Origin of the sequence: Clostridium sp., assembly GCF_017888565.1 — a bacterium.
Lineage (GTDB): Bacteria > Bacillota > Clostridia > Clostridiales > Clostridiaceae > Clostridium.
Window position 1 is genome coordinate 127,030 of the sequence record NZ_JAGHFX010000043.1, and the last position, 24,176, is coordinate 151,205.

Annotated in this window: 23 protein-coding genes, 1 riboswitch and 1 other annotated feature; of the genes, 20 read left to right on the forward strand and 3 right to left on the reverse strand. The window is 29.1% G+C overall.

Annotation, left to right across the window (positions count from 1 at the left end; genetic code table 11):
• Nucleotides 1-110: 110 nt before the first annotated feature.
• The 6 genes from J7M87_RS07750 to J7M87_RS07775 all read left to right on the forward strand — a co-directional run bounded on the left by J7M87_RS07750 (nucleotide 111) and on the right by J7M87_RS07775 (nucleotide 5,473).
• Nucleotides 111-686: a nucleoside recognition domain-containing protein gene (locus tag J7M87_RS07750; RefSeq protein ID WP_291650298.1), complete on the forward strand. Its 576-nt coding sequence runs from the start codon at nucleotides 111-113 to the stop codon at nucleotides 684-686.
• Between the two features lie 16 nt (nucleotides 687-702).
• Nucleotides 703-1,227 (forward strand): nucleoside recognition domain-containing protein, encoded by a 525-nt coding sequence (locus J7M87_RS07755; RefSeq protein ID WP_291650300.1) that lies wholly within the window; start codon nucleotides 703-705, stop codon nucleotides 1,225-1,227.
• Nucleotides 1,228-1,348: 121 nt separating this feature from the next.
• Nucleotides 1,349-1,561, forward strand: a complete 213-nt coding sequence (locus J7M87_RS07760) for a hypothetical protein (protein ID WP_291650302.1) — start codon at nucleotides 1,349-1,351, stop codon at nucleotides 1,559-1,561.
• Nucleotides 1,562-1,670: 109 nt separating this feature from the next.
• Complete coding sequence (locus J7M87_RS07765) at nucleotides 1,671-2,111, forward strand: ACT domain-containing protein (RefSeq protein WP_291650304.1); 441 nt, start codon at nucleotides 1,671-1,673, stop codon at nucleotides 2,109-2,111.
• A 19-nt stretch (nucleotides 2,112-2,130) separates the two neighbouring features.
• Nucleotides 2,131-3,363 (forward strand): aminopeptidase P family protein, encoded by a 1,233-nt coding sequence (locus J7M87_RS07770; RefSeq protein ID WP_291650306.1) that lies wholly within the window; start codon nucleotides 2,131-2,133, stop codon nucleotides 3,361-3,363.
• A gap of 86 nt (nucleotides 3,364-3,449) precedes the next feature.
• Nucleotides 3,450-3,625: riboswitch (Lysine riboswitch) on the forward strand.
• Between the two features lie 120 nt (nucleotides 3,626-3,745).
• The gene (locus tag J7M87_RS07775; protein WP_291650308.1) at nucleotides 3,746-5,473 is read left to right on the forward strand and encodes a Na+/H+ antiporter NhaC family protein; all 1,728 of its coding nucleotides are present in this window, start codon (nucleotides 3,746-3,748) and stop codon (nucleotides 5,471-5,473) included.
• 138 nt (nucleotides 5,474-5,611) lie between these two features.
• Here the strand turns inward: J7M87_RS07775 and J7M87_RS07780 are convergent, their stop codons facing one another.
• Nucleotides 5,612-6,067 (reverse strand): DUF5680 domain-containing protein, encoded by a 456-nt coding sequence (locus J7M87_RS07780; protein WP_291650309.1) that lies wholly within the window; start codon nucleotides 6,065-6,067, stop codon nucleotides 5,612-5,614.
• Between the two features lie 173 nt (nucleotides 6,068-6,240).
• Here J7M87_RS07780 and J7M87_RS07785 point away from each other — a divergent pair, with 173 nt between their 5' ends.
• Nucleotides 6,241-8,007: an aminopeptidase P family protein gene (locus tag J7M87_RS07785; protein WP_291650311.1), complete on the forward strand. Its 1,767-nt coding sequence runs from the start codon at nucleotides 6,241-6,243 to the stop codon at nucleotides 8,005-8,007.
• 296 nt (nucleotides 8,008-8,303) lie between these two features.
• Here J7M87_RS07785 and J7M87_RS07790 read toward each other — a convergent pair whose 3' ends face one another.
• Together J7M87_RS07790 and J7M87_RS07795 are read right to left on the reverse strand one after the other, a co-directional pair.
• Nucleotides 8,304-8,795: an FUSC family protein gene (locus J7M87_RS07790; protein ID WP_291650313.1), complete on the reverse strand. Its 492-nt coding sequence runs from the start codon at nucleotides 8,793-8,795 to the stop codon at nucleotides 8,304-8,306.
• A 40-nt stretch (nucleotides 8,796-8,835) separates the two neighbouring features.
• Entirely contained in the window at nucleotides 8,836-9,378 is a 543-nt protein-coding gene (locus J7M87_RS07795; protein ID WP_291650315.1) for an aromatic acid exporter family protein, read from the reverse strand.
• A gap of 218 nt (nucleotides 9,379-9,596) precedes the next feature.
• Here J7M87_RS07795 and J7M87_RS07800 point away from each other — a divergent pair, with 218 nt between their 5' ends.
• The 13 genes from J7M87_RS07800 to J7M87_RS07860 all read left to right on the forward strand — a co-directional run bounded on the left by J7M87_RS07800 (nucleotide 9,597) and on the right by J7M87_RS07860 (nucleotide 24,034).
• A complete protein-coding gene (locus tag J7M87_RS07800; protein ID WP_291650316.1) occupies nucleotides 9,597-9,935 on the forward strand; it encodes an SdpI family protein in 339 nt (112 codons plus the stop codon).
• Nucleotides 9,936-9,993: 58 nt separating this feature from the next.
• Nucleotides 9,994-10,232 (forward strand) — a binding site (T-box leader).
• Between the two features lie 72 nt (nucleotides 10,233-10,304).
• The gene (gene metG / locus J7M87_RS07805; protein WP_291650318.1) at nucleotides 10,305-12,248 is read left to right on the forward strand and encodes a methionine--tRNA ligase; all 1,944 of its coding nucleotides are present in this window, start codon (nucleotides 10,305-10,307) and stop codon (nucleotides 12,246-12,248) included.
• 156 nt (nucleotides 12,249-12,404) lie between these two features.
• Nucleotides 12,405-14,033, forward strand: a complete 1,629-nt coding sequence (gene metG / locus J7M87_RS07810; protein WP_291650320.1) for a methionine--tRNA ligase — start codon at nucleotides 12,405-12,407, stop codon at nucleotides 14,031-14,033.
• 336 nt (nucleotides 14,034-14,369) lie between these two features.
• Nucleotides 14,370-15,983 carry a Na/Pi cotransporter family protein gene (locus J7M87_RS07815; RefSeq protein ID WP_291650322.1) on the forward strand — a complete coding sequence of 538 codons (1,614 nt, stop codon included), beginning with the start codon at nucleotides 14,370-14,372 and terminating at the stop codon, nucleotides 15,981-15,983.
• A gap of 165 nt (nucleotides 15,984-16,148) precedes the next feature.
• A complete protein-coding gene (locus tag J7M87_RS07820; RefSeq protein ID WP_291650324.1) occupies nucleotides 16,149-16,934 on the forward strand; it encodes a TatD family hydrolase in 786 nt (261 codons plus the stop codon).
• A 255-nt stretch (nucleotides 16,935-17,189) separates the two neighbouring features.
• Entirely contained in the window at nucleotides 17,190-18,239 is a 1,050-nt protein-coding gene (locus J7M87_RS07825; protein ID WP_291650327.1) for a 3D domain-containing protein, read from the forward strand.
• A gap of 135 nt (nucleotides 18,240-18,374) precedes the next feature.
• A complete protein-coding gene (rnmV, locus tag J7M87_RS07830) occupies nucleotides 18,375-18,929 on the forward strand; it encodes a ribonuclease M5 (RefSeq protein WP_291650329.1) in 555 nt (184 codons plus the stop codon).
• Nucleotides 18,929-19,774, forward strand: a complete 846-nt coding sequence (gene rsmA / locus J7M87_RS07835; RefSeq protein WP_291650331.1) for a 16S rRNA (adenine(1518)-N(6)/adenine(1519)-N(6))-dimethyltransferase RsmA — start codon at nucleotides 18,929-18,931, stop codon at nucleotides 19,772-19,774. The genes rnmV and rsmA overlap by 1 nt, the downstream gene beginning before the upstream one ends.
• A 143-nt stretch (nucleotides 19,775-19,917) precedes the next feature.
• The gene (locus J7M87_RS07840; protein WP_291650333.1) at nucleotides 19,918-21,393 is read left to right on the forward strand and encodes a hypothetical protein; all 1,476 of its coding nucleotides are present in this window, start codon (nucleotides 19,918-19,920) and stop codon (nucleotides 21,391-21,393) included.
• A 45-nt stretch (nucleotides 21,394-21,438) separates the two neighbouring features.
• Nucleotides 21,439-21,942 (forward strand): hypothetical protein, encoded by a 504-nt coding sequence (locus J7M87_RS07845; RefSeq protein WP_291650335.1) that lies wholly within the window; start codon nucleotides 21,439-21,441, stop codon nucleotides 21,940-21,942.
• A gap of 137 nt (nucleotides 21,943-22,079) precedes the next feature.
• Nucleotides 22,080-22,919: a hypothetical protein gene (locus J7M87_RS07850; RefSeq protein ID WP_291650337.1), complete on the forward strand. Its 840-nt coding sequence runs from the start codon at nucleotides 22,080-22,082 to the stop codon at nucleotides 22,917-22,919.
• A gap of 12 nt (nucleotides 22,920-22,931) precedes the next feature.
• A complete protein-coding gene (locus J7M87_RS07855; RefSeq protein ID WP_291650339.1) occupies nucleotides 22,932-23,774 on the forward strand; it encodes an Mrp/NBP35 family ATP-binding protein in 843 nt (280 codons plus the stop codon).
• Nucleotides 23,775-23,845: 71 nt separating this feature from the next.
• A complete protein-coding gene (locus J7M87_RS07860) occupies nucleotides 23,846-24,034 on the forward strand; it encodes a ferredoxin (RefSeq protein WP_008681536.1) in 189 nt (62 codons plus the stop codon).
• Nucleotides 24,035-24,176: the final 142 nt, after the last annotated feature.

Genomic DNA, 24,176 nt, shown 5'->3' on the forward strand with positions numbered 1-24,176 from the left:
GTCTCCTTTATGTATATGAACATAATTAATATTACATATATTTATCCTATCACTAATAAATATCAGATGCAAGGCATATATTGTATAAGTAATTCATAAGAGGTGAGATTTTGATAAATTATATTTGGTTCGGAATGATATTTTTAGGAGTGCTAATTGGGTTACTCACAGGAAATGGAGAAATGATATCTAAAGCTATAATATCTTCAGCAGATTCGACTGTTTCCCTTATTATAGGATTAGTTGGGCTTATGTGTTTTTGGTGTGGAGTAATGAAAGTAGCAGAAAAAAGTGGTTTTACTAACAAATTGGCAAAGGTTTTAAAACCAGTTTTAAAGTTAATATTTAAAGAAGCAGCAAAAGATGAAAAGGCTTTAGGTGCAATAGTAATGAATATAACTGCAAATATGATGGGACTTGGAAATGCAGCAACTCCATTTGGAATTAAGGCTATGCAAGAAATGGACAGGTTAAATAAGGAGAAAGGAACAGCTTCAAATGATATGTCTCTTTTTTTAGTCTTAAATGCAGCTTGCATACAGTTAGTTCCTTCTACTGTAATTTCAATAAGAGCAGCTTATGGATCAAGTAATCCAGGAGCAATAATAATACCGGCTGTTTTAGCAAGTACTATTGCCGCAATAATGGGCGTTGTTTGTTGTAAAATACTACAAAGGTATTTTTAAAAGGGGGATTCTACAGATGTTTCAATATTTAACGAAAAGTATAATTCCAATAATAGTTATAATAATTATTACTTATGGAATGTTTAAAGGACGAAAAGTTTATGAATGGTTTATAGAAGGTGCAAAAGAAGGTCTACAAGTTTGTTTAAACATATTTCCATATTTACTAGCTATGATTATAGCCGTTAACATCTTTAGAGAGGCAAAGTTATTAGAGATATTAAATAATATCATAGCTCCAGTAGGTGGATTAATTGGTTTACCAAAAGAAGTAATTCCATTAGTATTAGTTAAGCCGTTATCAGGTAGTGGAGCAGTTGGGATTTTAACAGATATTCTAAAAACTTATGGACCTGATACTACAATAGGGTTAATATCATCAGTAATTATGGGAACAACGGAAACTATCTTTTATACAATAACAGTTTATTTTGGAGCAGTTCAAATTAAGAAGATTAGACATACTTTATGGGCAGCTATATTAGCTGATTTAACTGCTATAATAGCTGCTGTTTTTTTAGTAAGTAGACTTTTATTATAAATAGAAAAAAGTATAAAATAATTAACAATTTTTAAACAATACGTAATAATTTTGTAACTAGTTAACAAGAAAAATATTCTATAATAAATTTATAGAAATAAAGGAGGGGAGTGTTTAGGAGATGGAATGGAATGACAGATTATTTTTGTCAGATGAAGAGATAAAAATATTAGCAATATTTTTAGCATACGGAGTAGGAATTGGAGTATTAGTTGGCTTATTTACAGGAAATATACAACTTTGCTTTGCTTTAGGGGGAGTTATATCTATATTGATTTCGCTTATAAAAACTTTTATAGAAAGAGTTAAGAAGTCAAATAAGATTCATATATAAATAGAATGAAAAAATAAACATTACGAATAATATGTATTTTCTTTTAAATAAGCTATATAATTATTAATTATATAGCTTATTTAATTTTTATATGGGGGCAGGTGATGTTATGGCTTCAGAAAAGTTTTATATTGTTAGTGGTGAAGTATTACCAGAAGTTTTTAAAAAAGTTTTAGATGTCAAAGAAAATCTTTTTACGGGAAAAGCTAAAGATATAAGTGAAGCTGTAAAACAAACAGGAATAAGTAGAAGTACTTTTTATAAATACAAGGATTATGTTTTTCCTATGTCAGAAGGGATAAATAGTAAAAAAATTACTTTAGTTGTACTATTATCTCATGAAACTGGAACTTTATCTAAAGTTTTAGATTGCATTGCATTTAATAAGGGAAATATATTAACAATAAATCAAGATATACCTATAAATATGGCTGCAAATGTAACTATAACATTAGATATATCTAATATGAAGAAGGATTTAAAACACTTAGTTAATACTTTAAGAGCATTACCTAATGTTGTTAGTGTTAAAGTATTAGCTATGGAGTAAAAAAAGAGGAAGTGAATTTATGAATAAGGAATTCTATAAGAATAACAGAAATAAGGTATTAAAAAGTATTGAAGATAACTCCTTATTAATTTTATTTGCAGGAAAAGCTCCAAAGAAAACTGCAGATGAGAAATATCCTTTTACACCAAATAGAAATTTTTATTATTTAACTGGGATTGATGAAGAAAATCATATTTTAGTCTTATCTAAGATTAATGGTAAAACCAATGAATATTTGTTTATAAAAGAAGTTGATCCTATTGCAGAAAAATGGGAAGGTAAGACTATTAGAAAAGAAGAAGTTTCTGAAATTTGTATGATTGAAGATGTTAAATACCTTGGGGAGTTTAATAATTTTATAGAAAAAGTGGTTCTTAACAAAGAAGAGATAAATATATACCTTGATCTAGAAGAAGAAAATACGTCATATAAGTATGTAAATGAAATTAAACATAAATATTATAATATAAATATTAAAAATGCTTTTAAGCTTATAGGAAATCTAAGGCTTATCAAAACTGATGAAGAGGTCGACAGAATAAGAAAAGCAATAGAAATAACAATAAAGGGCGTAAAAGAATTAATGAGAAATTCTAGACCTGGTATTAAGGAGTATGAATTAGAAGCCTATTTTGATTTTATCTGCAAGAAAAATGGCGTAAAGGATTTTGCGTTTAAGACTATTGCAGCAGCTGGGGAAAATGCTACAGTACTTCATTATGTAACTAATGATTCAGAATTGAAAGATGGAGAATTAATATTATTCGATTTAGGTGCTCAATATAAATATTATAATGGAGATATATCAAGGACTTTCCCTATCAATGGTAAGTTCACTGAAAGACAGAAAGAAGTGTATAATGCTGTTCTTAGGGTTAATGAAAAAGTTATTAAAGAAATGAAGCCAGGAGTTAAGTTTGTAGATTTAAATAAAAAGGCAAAAGATTGGATTTCAGAAGAATGTATTTCGCTTGGACTAATTACAGAAAAAGACGATGTTTCAAAATTTTATTATCATAGCATAGGTCATAGTTTAGGAATGGATACCCATGATATTGAGTTAGAGAATAGAGATGTTATATTTCAGCCTGGAATGATATATACTGTTGAACCAGGAATATACATTGAAGATGAAGGAATCGGAATAAGAATAGAGGATGATGTTCTAATTACTGAAGAGGGAAATGAAGTTCTAACTAAAGAAATGATTAAAACAGTAGAGGAAATAGAAGCTTTTATGGCAAAGAAATAAAGTTGTTAAAAAATAGAACTAATAATTATGGTTGATTTAATAAGATAATGATTGTATAATGTTAGTATAAATTAAATGTGAATAACGACAAGGGTAGAGGCGCGATACTTAAGAGTACTATTAATGAGGTAAGCACAGTGATTTAATAGGAAAGGAAATATCGCCGAAGCGTATGATTAATGCTTTAAAATCATATGGCTGGGGTTGCATAAAATATATGTAACACTGTCACAAACTTGCTTTGTGGTGAGCTATCGCTTGAGGAATTTTACTTTTTTCTATTATAGTTTAGAGTATAGTTAGAGCCTTGAGTGAAAACTCAAGGCTCTTTTTAATTTCTGCCCTTTAATTATTTACAAAGTTATATTAAGGGGGATTAAATATGAATAACAAAAAAAGTTTTAAAGTATTATTAATGACTATTATGATGACTTTACTATCAACATCAATAGTTTTTGCTACAGAGGTAGATACAGCTACATCTAACGCAAATCATTATGGGCTATTAACTTTAATACCACCTGTGGTTGCAATAGTATTAGCTTTTTTAACAAAGAACGTAATTATATCTTTATTTATTGGAACATTATCAGGAACTTTCTTAGTACAATTAGTAGATAATTCATTCTTAGGTGCTATTGTACAGTCATTTTTGGACTTTGTATCTAGAGCCTTAAACTCATTAGCTGATCCTTGGAATGCTGGAATAATTCTTCAGGTGTTAGTTATAGGAGGAGTTATACATCTAGTTGCTAAAATGGGTGGAGCTAAGGCTGTGGCAGAAGCTTTAGCAAGAAAAGCCAAGACTGCAAAAAGTACTCAAGTTGTTACTCTTTTATTAGGATTAGCTGTGTTTTTTGATGACTATGCCAATTCATTAATAGTAGGACCTATTATGAAGCCTGTAGCAGATAAAATGAAGATATCAAGAGAAAGATTAGCATTTATTATAGATGCAACAGCAGCTCCAATTGCAGGACTAGCGATTGTATCAACATGGATAGGATTAGAAGTTGGTTTAATAAATGATGCCTTTATTAATGGAATAGGTCAAGAAGTTGATGCTTTTGGGGTGTTTTTACAAACAATACCTTATAGATTTTATAATATACTAATATTAGTTTTCGTATTTATTACTTCAATATTACTAAAAGAATTTGGACCTATGTATAAAGCGGAAATAGAAGCAAGAAAGAGAGGTTTAAATTCTAGAGATGAAGAAGTTGCATCAGATTCTAATATGGATCATGCTGAACTTGAACCAAAGGAAGGAATAAAGCTAAGTATTTGGAATGCCATAATTCCAATAGGCGTACTAGTTATAACTGCATTACTTTGTTTCTATTTTAGTGGTTATTCCGCAATAATGGGAGGAGAGGACGTTGCGCTTAAGCAAATAATGACTAATTCACCAACATCATTTAAAGCAATACAAGAAGCTTTTAGTGCATCAGATGCATCAGTTGCATTATTTCAATCAGCATTAGTAGCAAGCATAGTATCAATAATAATGGGGGTAGCTAAGAAAATATTTACAGTTTCAGAAGCAATAGATACATGGATAGATGGTATGAAGCCCTTATTAATAACAGGTGTAATATTATTATTAGCATGGTCACTAAGTTCCGTAATAAAAGATTTAGGAACAGCAAAATATTTAGTTTCATTACTATCAGGATCATTGCCTAATTTCTTACTTCCAAGCCTAATATTTATACTAGGCGCAATTATTTCATTTGCAACAGGAACTGCTTATGGAACTATGGGAATATTGATGCCGCTTGCAATACCGTTAGCATATTCGATGAATCCTGATATGAGTTATGTGATTGTTAGTACAAGTGCAGTATTAACTGGAGCTATTTTTGGTGATCACTGCTCACCAATATCAGATACTACAATTCTTTCATCAATGGGAGCTGGATGTAATCATATAGCACACGTGAATACTCAAATGTGGTATGCTTTATTTATAGCAGCAATAACAATTTTATTTGGATATATACCAGCAGGCTTTGGATTACAATGGTATATAGTTCTTCCAATATCAATAATAGCAGTATTCTTAGGAGTACAAATATTAGGTAAAAAGGTTGAAGAAGCAAAATAGAAAATTATAAATTAACTTAGAATAATAATGAATTAATACTATAGTCTAGTTATAGGACAAGATGATATTATTAAATATATAATAAATGAAGCTCTACAGGTTAATTTCTTGTAGAGCTTCATTTTAATTTGAAAATTTTTATTTAAGACTTCCGCCATGAAAATAAAGTTTAAATATTTCATTTCCATCATAAGATATTGATTCAACTCCATTAAATGAAGATAAATCTCCATCCCAATTACATTCATAGATAAAATCTTCGTCTTTAAAATATTTTGGTCCTCTGAATGGAGAATCTTCTGATACGTTTTTTAAAGCGCTTCTTAAAAACTTATTAAACCCAGATGGTGTTTCATTAACAAGGACTTGTCCTTTATAATTCATTCCCCAGCAAACCTTTTCATTATGCCAAACTAATTCCTCGCCTATGAACTCTTTATCTCCAATATGACTATCAAGGTAATAATAACTATATTTTTTATAAGCGTAGTCTTTTGAGTTTGGTCTAGAAGATGGTTCTTTCTTAGCTCCTGAAGCATAAGTATTTTTCTTAGCTTCAACTATAAAACTTTTAAACTTACATATATCTCCCATATAAGTCTCCCCCTTTTTATGCAATACATAAATTATATAAAAAAAGTCTAATTAAATCAATAAATATTCAGAAAATAGAATATATTTAGAATTAATTGAATCTATAGATTATCATGAAATATATGGTTATAATATTATTTATAAAAAAATATATAGTTTTTAAGGGGGCAAATATGAATAATTTAGAAAAACTTAGAGAAGTCATGAAAAAAGAAAATATAGATTATTATATTATTCCAAGTAGCGATTCACACCAAAGTGAATATGTTGCTGAGTATTTTAAGGGAAGGGAATTTATATCAGGATTTACAGGATCAGCAGGAATACTTTTGGTTGGGTTAGGAGAAGCATTTTTATGGACTGATGGTAGATATTTTATTCAGGCAGAAAGAGAACTTAATGGAAGCGGAATCTCACTTATGAAGATGAGAACACCAGGATATCCAACTATTGAAGAATGGATAAAGAAAAATATTAAATCTGGAGAAACTTTAGGATTTGATGGAATGTTATTTTCAGTTAATCAATACAAAGCATTTCTAGAGATATCTAAAGAAAATAAATTTAATCTTAATATGGATTATGACTTATTAAAGGATATTTGGGAATCAAGACCTGAATTACCTAAAAGTAAAATATTTATACATGATGAAGTTTATTCTGGTAAATATGCTTCAGAAAAATTACAAGAAGTTAGAAAACATATGAAAGAAGAAGGAGCTAAAAATTATATAATTTCTTCTTTAGATGATATAGCATGGCTTTGCAATATAAGAGGAAATGATGTTAAATTTAATCCAGTTGCACTTTCTTATGTTCTTATTAATGAGAATTATGCTAATTTATATATAAATAATGATAAGGTAGATAATTATACAAGAGAGAAGTTAAAAAATGAAGGCTTTGAAATATATGAATATGATGAAATAGAAGAACATGTAAAATTAATAAAGGATGCAACTATAATAGACCCAAATAAATTGAATGCAAAGGTATATTCATGTTTAATTAATGACATAAAAGTAATAGAAGAAATGAATATCACTACAACATTAAAAGCTATAAAAAATGAAGTTGAAATAGCAAATACAGAAAGATCTCAAGTTAGAGATGGTGTTGCTATGGTTAAATTTATAAAGTGGTTAAATGATAATATGGGAAAAGAAAAAATAACAGAGATATCAGCAAGCAAAAAGTTAACCGAATTTAGATCTAAAGGTGAAAACTATAGGGGAGACAGCTTTGGAACTATAGCTGGCTATAAAGAGCATGCAGCTATGATGCATTATTCAGCAACAGAAGCAACAGACTATAAGTTAAAGCAAGAAGGAATGTTTCTTGTGGATTCCGGTGGACAATACCTTGATGGAACAACAGATATAACAAGAACATTTATTTTAGGGCATATAACAGAAGAAGAAAAGAGAGATTTTACTCTTGTATTAAAGGGACATATAGCTTTATCAACGGCAAAATTTTTAAAGGGTACTACTGGAATGAATTTAGACATATTAGCTAGAAGGCCTTTATGGAATTATGGAATAGATTATAAATGTGGAACAGGGCATGGTGTAGGCTTCTTCTTAAATGTTCATGAAGGACCTCAAGGGATAAGACCAGAAGGAAATTTAACAGTGTTAGAGCCAGGGATGATAATAACTAATGAACCTGGAGTATATAAGGAAGGGAAGCATGGCATAAGAATAGAGAATACTCTTTTAGTTATAGAAGATACAAAATCTCAAGAGTTCGGTGAATTTTATAGATTTAAGACAATATCATACTGTCCTATAGATTTAAATGGAGTAGCTATAGATATGCTTACAAATGAAGAAAGGGACTGGTTAAATAACTATCATAAAACTGTATTTGAAAAGTTAAGTCCCCATCTGAATGATGAAGAAAAGGAATTCTTAAAAATTCAAACAAGAGAGATATAGTTATTAATAAAAAAGGCGAAGTCTCAGAAATCTATTTAATATAAAATTTATTCAATTTCAAGTAAGATTTATTATCTTAAAAAGAATCTCTTATTTTTATAAAGGGGCTCGCGAAAGATGAGCTCCTTTTAAACCATTGATTTTACTTACTTAAAGACGCTTTTAAACTTAAACAGAAATTTTTGTCTATTATTTATATATGGGCAAAAAGGGAAGCTCAAATTAGAACTTCCCTCTTTATCAGCTAATATCAAAGTTTATCTTGATGTAGCTATATCTTCTTATTAAATAAGAAATTACTCCTTAGGTGGTAAAATAAATTTATTAACAAGTAATGCTATTAAAATACCAAAAAGAGTTTCTATTATTCTATTAGTTGCATAATAGAATGGGTCTGTGAAGGCGTGAATAGTAGTTACTCCAAGAAATGCAATGCATGATACATTAATTGCTCCAGGCTTTTTTAGTAAGTTACAAGAGTAGATAACTACTATGATACCTATAGATATAGATATATAAATTAATATCTTACTTAAAGCTATGGATTCAATATTAAATTTGAAGTATCTACAAATAATTAAAAATAATAATCCTATAATAGCTCCAACTATTGTTCCAAGTCCCCTGTTTATTGCCATCTTAACTGAGTTTGAAACTGTGTCTTGCAAACATATAACTGCAGTTAAACAAGCAAAGAAAGGTTCATTAGGAAATAATAATAAGCATAGAAATACTGAAACTGCGGATTTTATAGTTCTAAGTCCAATCTTAGGAATAGTCAAATTCATATTATTTTCTCCCTTAATCTTTTGTAAGTTTATTTATCTATTAGTTATTATTTGTATTTTTCAATTCTTCATTTGTATTTTGCTTTTTATTTTTTGGTGGATGAATATATTTGTTAATAATTATAGCAACTATTATTCCAAATGCTGTTTCTACAGTTCTTCTAATAGAATATATTAAAGGGTCATCATAACTTTGAGAAATAAGGATTCCTATTAATACAATAGAAGCAATTGAGCATGCAGCAGGCTTTTTTATTAAATTACAAATATAAATTATTAAAGATACACCAAGCGCAGTTATTATTGTTGAAAATGATATTAAGTCTAATTTGTTTATTGTAAAAAGTAATAAAACGCCTAATATACCACCAAGTAAAGTACCTATCAATCTATTAAGGCCAGTTTTAACTGAGTTTTCTACCGTGTCTTGAACACAGATTATAGCTGCTATTGCAGCAAAAAGAGAGTTTGGCCAAAATATCAGGCAAACCAAAACAGAAAGAGCTGTTTTGATATTTCTAGAACCTAGATGAGGTAATTCAAATTTGTCCACAACATCAACTCCATTCTCAATTCCGTACATAATATTATACCATATAAATTATATAATATTAGTTTATAAGTGCAACTTCAATTCATAAGTGTTTATAATAAATACTTTTAGATTAGAATTGGATTTATAATTATGTAGTTACTAAATAAAAATAAATAGTAACTACATAATTATAAATATATATTGCAGATATAGTTATTGTTATTATAAAATATAAATTACAAATATGTTTATTAAGGATTGATTATATGAATTTTTGGGTTTACTTATTAATAGTAGAAATGATTCCGATAGGTATGTTTATCTTCGGAGGACTATATGAAACTAGTTCAACTAAATATCCAGATACAAAAATAGGATATAAACATAAGTATTCATTAAATGATAAATATTCATGGGAGTATTCAAATAAATTAGCAGGTAAAATTTATGGATCTGTAGGAACGGGATTATTTATAATTAATGCTATAGTATTATTTATAATTGGTGAAAATACTTTTACATTTATATTGCTATTTAGTTTATTTATGGTTTTATTATCAAGATTAATGATCGATAAGTTAATAAAGAAAAAGTTTGATAAATAATCATATACTAAAAATAATTGACAGTATTTTTAATATAGAATATCATAATAATAAATGAAAAAGTGCGATGAAAAGAAGAGTAATAAAGAAAGAATGTCTTAAAGAGAGCTGGGGAAGGTGAAAGCTAGCGACAAGAAACTTTATGAAGATGGCCTTGGAGCATATTTCCTGAGCTATAAAGGTTAGGGGAATACGGGAGCAACCGTTATATTGCAGGGTGATTAAATTCACCTATTGAGATATTTATTGTGAAATAAGTATGAATTAGAGTGGTAACACGTATAATACGTCTCTATATAGGTCTTAATATACCTATATAGAGATTTTTTTATTATAAAGAAGATAACAATGTTAGGGAGGAGAAATGGTATGTGTAAGAAGACATATTATATAACTACACCAATTTATTATCCATCAACTAAACTTCATATTGGAAATACTTATACAACTGTAGCAGCAGATGCGCTTGCAAGATATAAGAGGTTAACAGGATATGATGTAATGTTTTTGACTGGAACAGATGAACATGGTCAAAAGATACAAAGAATAGCAGAAGAAAAGGGAATAACACCAAAAGAGCACGTAGATGAAATAGTATCAGGAATAAAAGATTTATGGAAGATGATGAATATTAGCTATGATAAGTTTATCAGAACAACTGATGATTATCATATAAAGGCTGTTCAAGATATATTTAAAAAATTATATGACAAAGGAGATATTTATAAATCATCATATGAAGGTTTATACTGTACTCCATGTGAATCTTTCTGGACAGAAACTCAATTAGTTAATGGTAATTGCCCAGATTGTGGTAGACCAGTAGAAAAATCAAAGGAAGAAGCTTACTTCTTTAAGATGAGTAATTATGCTGATAAATTAATGGAGTATATTGAAGCTCATCCAGATTTTATACAACCAGAATCAAGAAAAAATGAAATGGTTAATAATTTCTTAAAGCCAGGATTACAAGACCTTTGTGTTTCAAGAACTAGCTTTAACTGGGGAGTTCCTGTAACATTTGATGAAAACCATGTTGTATATGTTTGGATAGATGCACTTTCAAACTATATAACAGCATTAGGATATGGTAGTGATAACAAAGATTTATATGATAAATATTGGCCAGCAGATGTACATTTAATAGGTAAGGATATTTTAAGATTCCATACTATTTATTGGCCAATTATGTTAATGGCATTAGATTTACCATTACCAAAGCAAGTATTCGGCCATGGATGGTTACTTGTTGATGGAGGAAAAATGTCTAAATCTAAAGGTAATGTAGTTGATCCAGTAACATTAGTTGAAAACTTTGGCGTTGATGCAGTTAGATATTATTTATTAAGAGAAATACCATTTGGATCAGATGGATTATTTAATAATGAGATATTTATAAAGAAGATAAATTCAGATTTATGTAATGACTTAGGAAATTTATTATCAAGAACTGTAGCTATGATTGAAAAGTATTTTGATGGAGTAATCCCAAACAATAATGTAAAAGAAGCTATAGATGATGAATTAATAAGCTTAGCATTAGAAACTCCAAAGAAAGTTAATAAGGCTATAGATGATTTAAGAATTCCGGAAGCATTAGAGCATATATTTGAATTAATAGGTAGAGCAAACAAGTATATAGATGAAACAACTCCTTGGATATTAGCCAAGGATGAAGAAAAGAAAGAAAGACTTGGAACAGTTTTATATAACTTAATAGAAAGCTTAAGATTCTCATCAGTTTTATTATCTGCATTCTTACCAGATACAAGTAAGAAAATTAATGAGCAAATAAATGCAAGCAATATTACATTTGAATCATTAAATGATTTTAATGGAACAATAGTTGGAACTAAGGTTCAAAAAGGTGAAGCTTTATTCCCAAGAATAGACGTAGATAAAAAAATAGCAGAGTTAGAAGCATTAAGAGAAGCACAATTAGCAGCTAATAAAAAGGAAGAAAAGAGAGAAATAACTCCAATTAAAGAAGAAATAACTATAGAAGACTTCGAAAAAATAGACTTAAGAGTAGTAAAAGTATTAGAATGTGAGCCCATAAAGAAAGCCAAAAAGTTATTAAAACTAAAAGTAGATTTAAATGGAGAAGAAAGACAGGTAGTTTCAGGAATAGCACAATACTACAAACCAGAAGAACTAGTTGGAAAATATGTAGTACTAGTAGCTAACTTAAAACCTGTAACATTAAGAGGAGAATTATCACAAGGAATGATACTAGCAGCATCAACAGATGATGATAGCTTATTAAAGGTGGTAAATCCAGGAGAACTACCAACAGGAAGCGTAGTTAGATAATGAATAATTGATAATGGACAATTTTGGATGAGATTTTTCCTTCTGGGAAAATTCCTAATAATACATTTATTATAAAAACTCAGCATTTAGCTGAGTTTTCTCCATAATTGTCAATTATCCATTATCAATTGTCAATTAAATATAAGGGGGTTTTTTATGAATATAATTGTTGGAAATGCATGGCCTTATGCAAATGGACCACTACACTTAGGAAGAATAGCAGTACTACTCCCAGGAGATATAATTGCTAGGTATCACAGACTTATGGGAGATGAAGTGGTTTTTTTATCAGGAACAGATTGTCATGGTACACCAGTAACTATGAAAGCAAAAGAAGAAGGAATAACTCCGTTAGAAGCAACTATTAAATATCATGATGAATTTAAGAGGTGTTTTGATAGTCTAGGATTTTCTTTTGATGTATTTGAGAAGACTCACACTAATTATCACGAAGCAAAGGTTAAGGATTTCATACTTGAGTTATATAATAAAGGTTATATATATGAAAAGGAAATTGAGCAAACATATTGTGAGAATTGCAAAGAATTTTTATCAGATAGATATATAGAGGGAAAATGTCCACATTGTGGAGAGATTGTTTCGGGAGATCAATGTGAAAGTTGTTCAGAAATAGTAGACTCAGAAGAACTTTTAGATAAGAGATGTAAGCTTTGTAGTAATGAAACAATATTAAAAGAAACAAAGCACTTATTCTTTTCACTTTCAAGTTTTGAAAATGATGTTAGAAGACTTTTAATTAGGCAAAAGGGATGGAGAGAAAATGCTCAAAAAATAGTAAAAAGATATTTAGACGAAGGATTAAGAGATAGAGCTGTTACAAGAGATTTTAATTGGGGAGTAGATGTTCCTTTAGAAGGATATGATGATAAAAAAATATTTGTTTGGATTGAAGCTGTAATGGGATATTTAACAGCTAGTATGAAGTGTCTAGAAGAAAGAAATGAGGACTGGAAAGAATATTGGCAGGGGGAAGACTCAAGAGTTTATTTTGTTCATGGTAAAGATAATATACCATTCCATACTGTAATATTTCCTGCTATATTAGCTGGAATTGGAATAAAGAATCCTAATTTGAGAGTCATATCAAGCGAATATATGAAGCTAGAGGGGAAAAATTTCTCGTCAGTTAAAAATTGGGCTATATGGGGTGACTATATAGTTGATAATTATGATGTTGATGAGTTTAGATACTATTTAGCCTTGTATTCTCCAGAAGGCAAGGATACAGATTTTACTTGGAGAGATTTTATAAATGTAGTAAATAGAGATTTAGTTAATTCATTAAGTAATTTTGTTAATAAAACAATCGATTTTATTAATAAAAATTATGAATCTAAGATACCTAATGGAGTTATATCAAATGATTTTAAGAATGAAATATTAAATCTATATTTTGATGTAGGTGATAATATAGAAGAAGGTAAGTTTAAAAATGCGATTTTAGATATTATGTCTTATGTAAAAAAAATGAATAAATATCTTGAAGATGAATTATTAAAAATAAAATTAGAAAAGAGTAATAAGGAAGCTAAAAATAGGATTTATGAGTGCGTTCAAGCGGTTGTAAATTTATCTAACTTACTGGAGCCTTTTATTCCGTACACTTGCAAGAAAATAAGAAAATCTTTAGGTTTAGAGGAACCTATATGGAGTTATGTAGAAAAGAAGAATGGAGAAATTTTAGGCTTAGAAATATTATTTAAAAGACTTGATAAGAAAAGGGCTTTTGAAGAGGTTAAGAGATTAAAAGAAGAAAAAAATTAATATTCCAAATGGAAAAACCCTAGATTAAATCACTTTGGGGAATAATTTAATCTAGGGACCATTAGATGGTTTTAGGGGTAAATAATAATGCTTTAACTACTTTACAGTTATTATAATACATTAATAATATGACAATAGTGTGACAAAAAAATAAATAAACTATGAATACATTATAAAGGTCTTCTTAAAATAAATAGATAAATTTCAAAATAAGGATAAGTTTACATACTATTTAATATTTACAATTTTATCTATTAGTTGTATAGTATTTTTGTTAACAAAATATTAATTTTATATTAACAATTGAAATTATTTAATTTGTAAGGAGAATAATTAATGGACAAGTTTGCTATTATAACAGGTTTAATAGGTGGATTAGGCTTATTCTTGTATGGTATGAAGCTTATGGGAGATGGTCTAGAAAATGCTGCAGGTGAGAGATTAAAATCAATATTAGAAAAATTAACGAGTAATAAGTACATAGGAGTTTTATTAGGAGCTTTAGTTACAGCAATAGTGCAAAGTTCAAGTGCAACAACAGTTATGGTTGTAAGTTTTGTAAATGCAGGATTAATGAATTTACTTCAAGCTGCAGGGGTAATAATGGGCGCTAATATAGGTACAACTATTACAGCTCAAATGGTATCATTTGATTTAGATGCAATTGCACCGTTATTTATAGGCGCTGGAGCAATAATAATGCTTATAGCTAAGAAGAAAAAGGTTAGAGATATAGCAAGCATAGCTTTAGGCTTTGGTATTCTATTTATGGGAATGGGCGTAATGTCTGATTCTATGAAGCCAATAGCAGAAGCAAGTTGGTTTAAGGATTTTGTAGTTGTAGTTGCAGATAATAGCATTTTAGGTTTATTAGCAGGACTTGGAATGACAGCAGTTGTGCAAAGTTCATCAGCAACAACTGGTATTTTAGTTGCATTAGCAACAACAGGGGCTATAGATATGAATTTGGCATTTCCTGTAATATTAGGTTGTAATATAGGAACTTGTGTAACTGCGATACTAGCATCATTAGGAGCAAATAGAACTGCAAAAAAAGCTGCGTTAATACATTTACTATTTAATTCAATAGGAGCATTAATTTTCTTCCCATTTATAGATCCATTTATAAGGTTAGTGGAATCAACTGATCCAACAAGTGTGGCAAGACAAGTTGCTAATGCTCATACTATATTTAATGTTACTGTTACTGTATTGTTATTACCATTATCAGCATATTTAGTGAAAATAGTTAACAGAATTCTTCCAGGTGATGCTGAAATAGAAAAAGAAGGAGCTATATATTTAGATAAAAATTTATTAGAAACTCCTATAGTAGCAAATGGACAAGTACTTAAAGAGACAATAAGAATGGCTACTAAAGCAAAAGAAAACTTAGAGTTATCTATGAAGGCATTCACTGAAAATAGTACTGAATCAGCTGAAAAGGTATATAAAAATGAAAAAATAATAAATGCATTAGAAAAGGATATAACTGATTATTTAGTTGAGCTTTCACAACTAGATTTACCAGAAGAAGACATAAAATTATTTAGTTCAACATATCATGTAATTAACGATATAGAGAGAATTGGGGATCATGCGGAGAATATAGCGGATTTAGCTGTAGAAAAAATGAATAAGAATATTCATCTTGGAGATAAAGCTAAAGAAGAATTATCACTAATATTTGATAAAACTGTCAAGGCTATTGAAGTTGCTATTAGCAGTTATAATAGTAAAAATCCAACAGCTCCAATGGAAATAGAGCAAATAGAAAATGAAATAGATAAGTTAGAAAAGAAATTTAGAGAAAATAATATAAAGAGATTAAATGAAAAATCATGTTCTGCAGCATCAAGTGTTATATTCTTAGATTTGATAAGTAATCTAGAGAGAATAGGTGACCATGCCAATAACATTGGAAATTCAGGGAAAAAACATAGTATATAATAGTATATAAATAACATAAAGGAGCCTGCTTAATTTTTTAGCAGCCTCCTTATTTTTTTACTTATAGTTATAATGAAGATTAAATAAAGATAAAATGTGTATTCTATGTTTTTTTGTAATATAATAATATTTATAATAATTTCAGAATGAATTGGAGGAATATATATGGAAAATAAATATGTAATATTTGATACACATGCTCATTATGATGATGAAGCTTTTGATGAAGATAGAGAAAGTGTATTTAAACAAATTAAGGAAAATGGAGTCATAGGGATTTTAAATTGTGCTTCCAGTTATGAAAGCATATCAAAAGTTAATAAATTAACGCTTGAAAATGATTTTATTTATGGAGCTTTGGGAATACATCCAGAGAATGCGAACGAATTTAATGATGATGTAGAAAAAGAGATTTTAGATTTAATTCAAAAGAATAAAAAGGTAATTGCTATTGGGGAAATTGGATTAGATTATTATTGGGATGAAAATCCATCAAAGGATATACAAAAGAAAGTTTTTAGACAACAAATGAAGCTTGCAGAAAAACTAAATCTTCCGGTAGTAATACATGATAGAGAGGCACATGGAGATACTTTGGAGGTTATCAAAGAATTTCCTAATGTAAAGGGGATAGTTCACTGCTTCTCAGGTAGCACTGAATTTGCCATGGAATGTATAAAACTTGGATACTATATTGGTATAACAGGGGTAGTCACATTTAAAAATGCAAAAAAAATAGTAGAGGTAGTTAAGCATGTCCCACTAGAAAAATTACTAGTTGAGACAGATTGTCCATATATGGCTCCTTCACCAAATAGAGGGAAAAGGAATAAATCAGACTATATAGCTTATATAATAGAACAAATTGCTTTAATAAAGGAATTAGACCCAAAAGAAGTTAATTTAGCTGTAAATGATAATTTTAAGAGGTTGATTGGAAATAATTTATAAAGTACAATAAAAAAGTAATAATTTCAATAAAATGCCAAATTCATTATTTTGTTAATACATAATGATGAAGTTTTATAAAACACAAATCTACTTTTTATGAAAGGCTGCAAAGTTGCTATTATTTATAATTTATATTTTAAATATGCATATTATGCATTTATGCGCAGTTTCATTAATGCAGGAGGTCTTAATTTGACAAAAGCGCTCAATTCAATTATAATGCAAAAGACGCTCTTGCCAAAGGAGGTAAAGTAGATGGTAGAAAAATGCAAAGAATACATGAAAAACAATTTTTCTAACGGTCCAAAGGCAAAAATACTGATGAGTGTGGCGGTAGTTGCTATTATCTTATCAGTGACGTTCATAAATATGAGAAAGACAGTAATAATGGAAATAGACGGTAAAGAAGAAACGTTCGTCACATATAAAGGGACTGTTAAAGATGTGTTGGATACAAACGGGGTGGAAGTTAACCCTAAGGATAAAGTTCAACCAGCTTTAAATAGTAAGGTATCTGAAGGAGATACAATTTCTATTAAGAGAGCTGTTTCAGTAGAACTTACTGTAGGAGATAAACAAGTAAAAATTGACACTGCAGAAGATACTATTGAAGAAATGCTAGAAGTAGAAGAAGAACTTAAGAATCAAGGAATTGAATTTAATGAAGGTTTAGACGAGATAACTCCTGCATTAAGTACGAAAATTACATCGGATTTAAAAATTAACCTTACTAAGGTTGAAGTGAAAAAGGAATTAGCCAAGGAGGCTATTGATTTTGATGTAGTAGTTGAATCGGATGCAAACCTTGATAGTGGACTAGAAGAAGTAAGACAAGATGGAGCGTCAGGAGAAAAGGAAGTCACTTATGAAATAGTTTACAAAAATGGTGAGGAATTTTCTAGAACTGTTAAAAGCTCCAAGGTATTAGCAGAGCCAGTTAATAAAGTGGTTGCGCAAGGAACAAGAAAAGCCGTTGCAAGCAGAGATGGTCAGCTATTAAATTATAAGAGCGTAATATATTGTGAGTCTACTGCATATAGTGGTGGTGGAGTTACAGCAACAGGAACGGTACCTGTTAGAGATCCAAATGGTATAAGTACTATAGCGGTTGATCCAAGAGTTATTCCTTTAGGAAGTTTAGTTTATGTAGAGGGATATGGAAGAGCTGTAGCTGCAGATACTGGTGGTGCTATTAAAGGAAATATCGTAGATGTATATGTAAATTCTGAAGCAGAAGCATATAACAGCTGGGGAAGAAAATATAATGTTGCTGTTTATATTTTAGCTTATCCAGGAGAATGGTAAAATAAGAGGGTGCTCTAAAGTTAGAGCACCCTTTTATTTTCTAATTAATTTGACATAATAAGAATATAAGGATAAATTATTATTTAGATGTAATAAATAAAAGATTTCTTTATTAGCGGAAAGGAAGTTAATATTTTGATTAAAGAGGTTATCGTTGTTGAAGGTAGAGATGATATAACTGCTGTTAAGCAAGCTGTTGATGCAGAAGTTATAGCTGTTGGTGGATTTGGAATAAATGCTAGAGTAATAGAAAGAATAAAAGAGGCTCAAAAAAGAAAAGGCGTAATAGTTTTAACTGATCCTGATTTTGCCGGAGAAAAGATTAGAAGTATAATAGCAAAAAGAGTCAAAGGAATAAAGCATGCGTATATAGCCCAAGAAGATGGAATAAAAGGCGACGATATAGGAGTAGAAAATGCAACTCCAGAGGTTATCATAGAGGCTTTAAATAGAGCAAAAATATCAGAAGAGGTAGTTGATGAAATATATACTTCTGAAGATATGTTTCATTTTAAACTTACGGGTGATATTGATTCAAAAAAAAGAAGAATAATCCTAGGCAAAGAACTAGGAATAGGATATGGAAATGCAAATCAGATGCTAAGTAGATTAAATAAATATTCTATAACGAAAGAAGAGTTTATTGAGGCGATACAAAAAATAGAAGAAAGTTTAGGGGTGAAAAAGTAATGGAGATACAAGATGTAAAAACGGCTGAGTTAGTAAAAAAATATAATTTTAAATTTTCTAAAAGCTTAGGGCAAAACTTTTTAATAGATGATTCAGTTCCAAGAGATATAGTAGCTGGTGCAGAAGTAGATGAAAATGACTTAGTAATAGAAATAGGCCCAGGGGTTGGTACATTAACAGCTCAATTGTTAAATAAGGCTAAAAAAGTAGTAGCTATAGAGTTAGATAATGATCTTATACCAATCTTGAATCAAGAAATAGGAAATAATCCTAAATTTACATTAATACATAATGATGCTTTAAAGGTTAATTTTAATGAGATAATTGGAGAAGAAAAAAGTGTAAAACTTGTTGCTAATTTACCTTACTATGTTACTACGCCTATAATAGTTAAATTGTTAAAAGAGGGTTATAAATTTAAATCATTGACGATAATGATACAAAAGGAAGTTGCAGAAAGAATGAATGCAGATCCTGGAAATAAAGATTATGGCTCCCTTTCATTATTAGTTCAATATTACTGTAATACTAAAATAGTTAGAAGAGTACCACCTCAATGCTTTATACCAAGACCAAAAGTTGATTCTATAGTTATAAGATTAGATAAATTAAGTGAGCCGAAAGTTAAGGTTGAAAATGAAAAATTATTTTTTGATATAATTAGAAATTCATTTAATATGAGAAGAAAAACTCTTTGGAATGGTGTGAAAAATATCGGATTAAGTAAAGAAAACTTAGAATTAGCATTTAAAGAAGCTAGTATTGATCCAAAAAGAAGAGGTGAAACTTTAACTATTGAAGAGTTTGCTACCTTGTCAGATAAGATAAATCAATATTTAAGATAGGTTTTGATTTAATATAGTATTTATTTTTACTCGTGAGAAATTTGGTGTAATATCAAATAATCTCACGAGTTTTATTTTTAACATATTTAGATATGCTATGCATATAATGTATTGAATTAATGTAAAGTGGAGGTTCTAGAGGTTTGTCACAATTAAATAAGTTGTATAGAAATTTTATTATTTTACAAGAAGATGAAAGAGGATACTCTAATTCTAATGACAAAACCTTATCAGGATATTCAAAGATAGAAGCAAGAGGAGATACATGTAAAATTTCTTTTTATGCTCAAAATCTAAGGAATGATGATGATGATTATTGCGTTATGGCTATATGCAATAAGAAAGATACTAAGAAAATAGTAAACCTAGGAAAGGTTGATATTTCAGATGGTGGTAAGGCAGAAATAACAAAGGAATATTCTGTTGATGACATAGCAGGATTAGGATTATCTTATGATAAAATATCAGGAGCTGCAATAGCTAAGGTTAAGAATGGAATGCCAATTATAATAATGTGTGGTTTCATAAATGGAGAACAACCAAGTGACAATTGGAAAAATTACAAGATAGTAAAATCTGCTCACGAAAAAATAAAGGATAAGATTGAATACATTAAGAAAGATGAAAAGAAGAAAAAGGATGAAAATAAACACCATGAAAAAAAGATGATTGATGATCATAAATATCATGAAGAGAAGAAGAAAGAAAAGGAATGTGATGAACATAGAGAAGAAGATCTTAGAAGTGAAGAAAGACCTGTTATAGAAGAAATTGATAGCATTGATCCTATAAATATAGATGATGAGGATGCTATAGAAACTGGAAAACCAATAGAAGAAATTGCAGAAGAGCCTATTCATTCAGAAGAAATTATTAGTGAAGATAATCCATTTATAAATCAAAATGATGTAGAAAATCCATTTGTAAATAAAACTACTTATGTTGATTATTATGGAATGAATTCATTAAATAGAGATAGTAATAATAATAGTATTGATGAAGATGAAGTTATTAACGAAGATAATACATTTACAGATAAAGAGCTTGAAGAGAATCTAGTTGAAAGTAAAGAAGAAGAGATTAAGAAATATACAGTGGATCCATTAGACATGGATAATAAGAGGAACAAATTTGATGAATACGAAGAAAAGATAGAAGCAAAGATAGAAGAAAAAGTTGAAGAAGATCCGAAGGTATTTACTATAAGAGGAAGTGTTGGAGAATACTTTGAAGGAATTGCCAGTGGGTTTGAAAACTGTAGAGGAGAATATCAGGAAATAAAATATTGTAAATGGTATAAAGTTCCGGTTCATGATTTGCATGAAATGTGCAATATGTCAAATTATAATAGATATACAGTAGCATATTATCCAATGCTTAATTACTACCCATATATAAGAAAATATGGACACTTTATGCTTGGATATAAATGCGATAAGGATGGAAATCTAAGATATATAGTTTATGGTATTCCAGGAAAGAAAAATAGGGATGAGCAACCTTATGAAGGAAAGACTGGATTTGTAACTTGGATTAATGATGAGACTAGGGATGGAATGGGATGTTGGTTAATGTTCTATGATTTCAAAAATTCAACTGTTGTAGTACCTATGCAATAGAGTGCTATAATAGGGTGTACTTATAAATCCTAATGAGTATATTAAATGAATAAGAAAAAAATCTATATAATAACCCTAATGGTATTCCTAATGTTTCTTATAGTCTGTATGAAAAATCTATTTATAAATGATATAAGAAAAGTTGCAATTTCAAATAATAATATAGAAAAATTTGATGTTTATTTGTTGAGAGAGGGAAAATATAAAGTTTCACTACCAGTAGGGTGGGAAATAGATGATAATTCCAATAGCTATATAAATGTTAATTTCACTGATGGGAATGATATTCATGGAAATATATCTATTACAAGTGGTAAAATAGAATCTATTTGTAAGGATATAACGATAAATAAAGATGATATAAAAATAGTAGAAGATAATAGTACTTGGTATATTATAAATAAAAAAGAGGACAATACTATAAATAAATATTATCTTAGAAATTACTCAGAGGGAAAAGTTCTTATGATTAAATATTCCTATATAAAGGGAAGGGAAAAGAATAGCATAAATGTTGTCTTTGATAATATATCAAAGAGTTTTCAATAATCATTTAATAAGATTTGCTATTAAAGAATTAAAGTATTATAATTTATTTATAATTAGGAGAAGCTAATGCTTCTCCTAATTAACTATAAGTTATTGTAGGGATACTATTGACTTTTTAATAGAGGGGAAGGATATAATTGAAAAAGCCAATAAGGAATATAATTACTATATTAGTAATAATACTGTCATTTAGCTTAACATCTTGTGGGATGGTTGATAATATAAAAAGTAAGTTTAAAAGCGACAATGGTTATTTTGATTACTTAGGAAGTGGGAAAGTAGAGGTTATAAGTATTCAAAGTGTTAGGGATAAGTCGTTTAAGTTTCTTGTAACTGATGATAAAGCTATACTAAACATGTATGATCTTCTGTCAAAGGCAAAAGTTAGCGAAAAAAAATCTGATTTACAGCCAGACTACATATTTGAAATAAAAATCGGGGATGAAGTTAAGACTTTTAATTATGTAGTTGGAGCATATGATGGAAACTTTTATAATGATGATATTAGTTTTACAGTTTCTAAAAGATTAGATGAAGGGATTCTTCAAAACTTATCAATAATTAGAAAACCTAGAGATTTTGAATACATATATTATAATTCTATATTAGATGTTATGGAGCTTCAAAAAGAGGTTCTTAATGATGGAAATAATAAGGTTGGAATTGACGTACAAGAAGATGTAGATTGCTTAAAATATATATTTTCTTCAGATATAGAGAGTTTTCTTACGAAAGCGAGAAAGATCACACCTAATGTAGAGATGGTAAATAATAATCAAAATGAGTTTGATATTGTTATAAACATTAAAAATAGGGGACATAATTCAACTATATATAAGAGTAATATAACAGTACAAGATAAAAGAAATAACATGGAGTATTATTACTATGTAGTCGGGGAAAACGAATTTAAGGAGTGGAATATTTCGATTTATAATAAGGATAATATTCCGAAAGAAGTAGAGAAAAACTGGTAGGAGGTAAGTATTATGTCAGGTTGTTCAACTTGTCCAAGTAAAAATAAATGCAGCTCAAAGGATACTGTTGGAGCTCAAGGGTGTGGTAAGTTATTACCTAAGTATGGTGAGATAAAGAATGTAATTGGAATAATAAGCGGTAAAGGTGGAGTTGGTAAATCTACAGTTACTGGTATATTAGCAAGTACATTAAGAAAAAAAGGATATAAGGTTGGTGTTTTAGATGCTGATATAACAGGCCCTTCAATGCCAAGATTTTTTGGTATAAGTAATAAAAGAGCAGTTATTGAGCCTATTGATGAAAATAACTTTAAATATAATCCAGTAGAATCAAAGGGTGGAGTAAAAGTACTATCAATGAATCTATTAATACCAAAGGAAGATGATCCAGTTGTTTGGAGAGGGCCTATAGTAACAAGCGTTCTAACTCAATTGTTTACTGATACCGCTTGGGGAGAACTAGATTATTTATTAATAGATATGCCACCGGGAACATCAGATATAACTTTAACAGTAATGCAAAGCTTCCCTATTACAGAGCTTATCATTGTCTCAACACCACAAGATATGGTATCTATGATAGTTAAAAAGGTAATAACAATGGCAAATAAGATGCCTTTACCAATAAGAGGTGTTGTAGAAAACATGTCTTATATAAATTGTCCTGGTTGTGATACTAAGATGAGAGTATTTAGTAAAAAATCAGCAGAGGAACATGCTGAATATTTAGAGGTACCTTTAATTGGGGAACTTCCAATTAATGTAGATTTAACAGAGGCTTTAGAACAAGGTATAGCAGAGGAATATGTAATAAATAATGATTTATATTCTTTAATCTTTGAAGGATTGTATTAGTAAGAAATACATAAAATATATATTCATGGGTAAAATATTATTGATATTAATAAAGAAAGGAAGATTATAGTATGGAAGCTCATGTAGATAAAGATACTTGTATTGGATGTGGATTATGTACATCAATTTGTGAATCAATTTTTGAAATGGATGATGATGGAAAGGCAGTAGCAAAAAATCCTGATGTTCCTAGTGAATTAGAAGATGAAGCTAAGGATGCAGAAGCTAGTTGCCCAGTAAATGCAATAAGCGTATCATAATAAAAAGATGCTTGATATTTAAAATGGAACCTATAAGATGGACACTTATAAAAGAGAGTCTATCTATATAGGTTCTTTTTTTGTACAATAAAGTTATGAGGTGATTTAATATGAGTAAAATAAGGTTCTCAAATAATGAAAT

Excerpts from the sequence above, each read along its gene's own strand:
- J7M87_RS07755 (WP_291650300.1), top strand. The coding sequence starts at position 703 with ATGTTTCAATATTTAACGAAAAGTATAATTCCAATAATAGTTATAATA.
- J7M87_RS07760 (WP_291650302.1), top strand. The coding sequence starts at position 1,349 with ATGGAATGGAATGACAGATTATTTTTGTCAGATGAAGAGATAAAAATA.
- J7M87_RS07765 (WP_291650304.1), top strand. The coding sequence starts at position 1,671 with ATGGCTTCAGAAAAGTTTTATATTGTTAGTGGTGAAGTATTACCAGAA.
- J7M87_RS07770 (WP_291650306.1), top strand. The coding sequence starts at position 2,131 with ATGAATAAGGAATTCTATAAGAATAACAGAAATAAGGTATTAAAAAGT.
- J7M87_RS07775 (WP_291650308.1), top strand. The coding sequence starts at position 3,746 with ATGAATAACAAAAAAAGTTTTAAAGTATTATTAATGACTATTATGATG.
- J7M87_RS07780 (WP_291650309.1), bottom strand. The coding sequence starts at position 6,067 with ATGGGAGATATATGTAAGTTTAAAAGTTTTATAGTTGAAGCTAAGAAA.
- J7M87_RS07785 (WP_291650311.1), top strand. The coding sequence starts at position 6,241 with ATGAATAATTTAGAAAAACTTAGAGAAGTCATGAAAAAAGAAAATATA.
- J7M87_RS07790 (WP_291650313.1), bottom strand. The coding sequence starts at position 8,795 with ATGAATTTGACTATTCCTAAGATTGGACTTAGAACTATAAAATCCGCA.
- J7M87_RS07795 (WP_291650315.1), bottom strand. The coding sequence starts at position 9,378 with ATGTACGGAATTGAGAATGGAGTTGATGTTGTGGACAAATTTGAATTA.
- J7M87_RS07800 (WP_291650316.1), top strand. The coding sequence starts at position 9,597 with ATGAATTTTTGGGTTTACTTATTAATAGTAGAAATGATTCCGATAGGT.
- metG (WP_291650318.1), top strand. The coding sequence starts at position 10,305 with ATGTGTAAGAAGACATATTATATAACTACACCAATTTATTATCCATCA.
- metG (WP_291650320.1), top strand. The coding sequence starts at position 12,405 with ATGAATATAATTGTTGGAAATGCATGGCCTTATGCAAATGGACCACTA.
- J7M87_RS07815 (WP_291650322.1), top strand. The coding sequence starts at position 14,370 with ATGGACAAGTTTGCTATTATAACAGGTTTAATAGGTGGATTAGGCTTA.
- J7M87_RS07820 (WP_291650324.1), top strand. The coding sequence starts at position 16,149 with ATGGAAAATAAATATGTAATATTTGATACACATGCTCATTATGATGAT.
- J7M87_RS07825 (WP_291650327.1), top strand. The coding sequence starts at position 17,190 with ATGGTAGAAAAATGCAAAGAATACATGAAAAACAATTTTTCTAACGGT.
- rsmA (WP_291650331.1), top strand. The coding sequence starts at position 18,929 with ATGGAGATACAAGATGTAAAAACGGCTGAGTTAGTAAAAAAATATAAT.
- J7M87_RS07845 (WP_291650335.1), top strand. The coding sequence starts at position 21,439 with ATGAATAAGAAAAAAATCTATATAATAACCCTAATGGTATTCCTAATG.
- J7M87_RS07855 (WP_291650339.1), top strand. The coding sequence starts at position 22,932 with ATGTCAGGTTGTTCAACTTGTCCAAGTAAAAATAAATGCAGCTCAAAG.
- J7M87_RS07860 (WP_008681536.1), top strand. The coding sequence starts at position 23,846 with ATGGAAGCTCATGTAGATAAAGATACTTGTATTGGATGTGGATTATGT.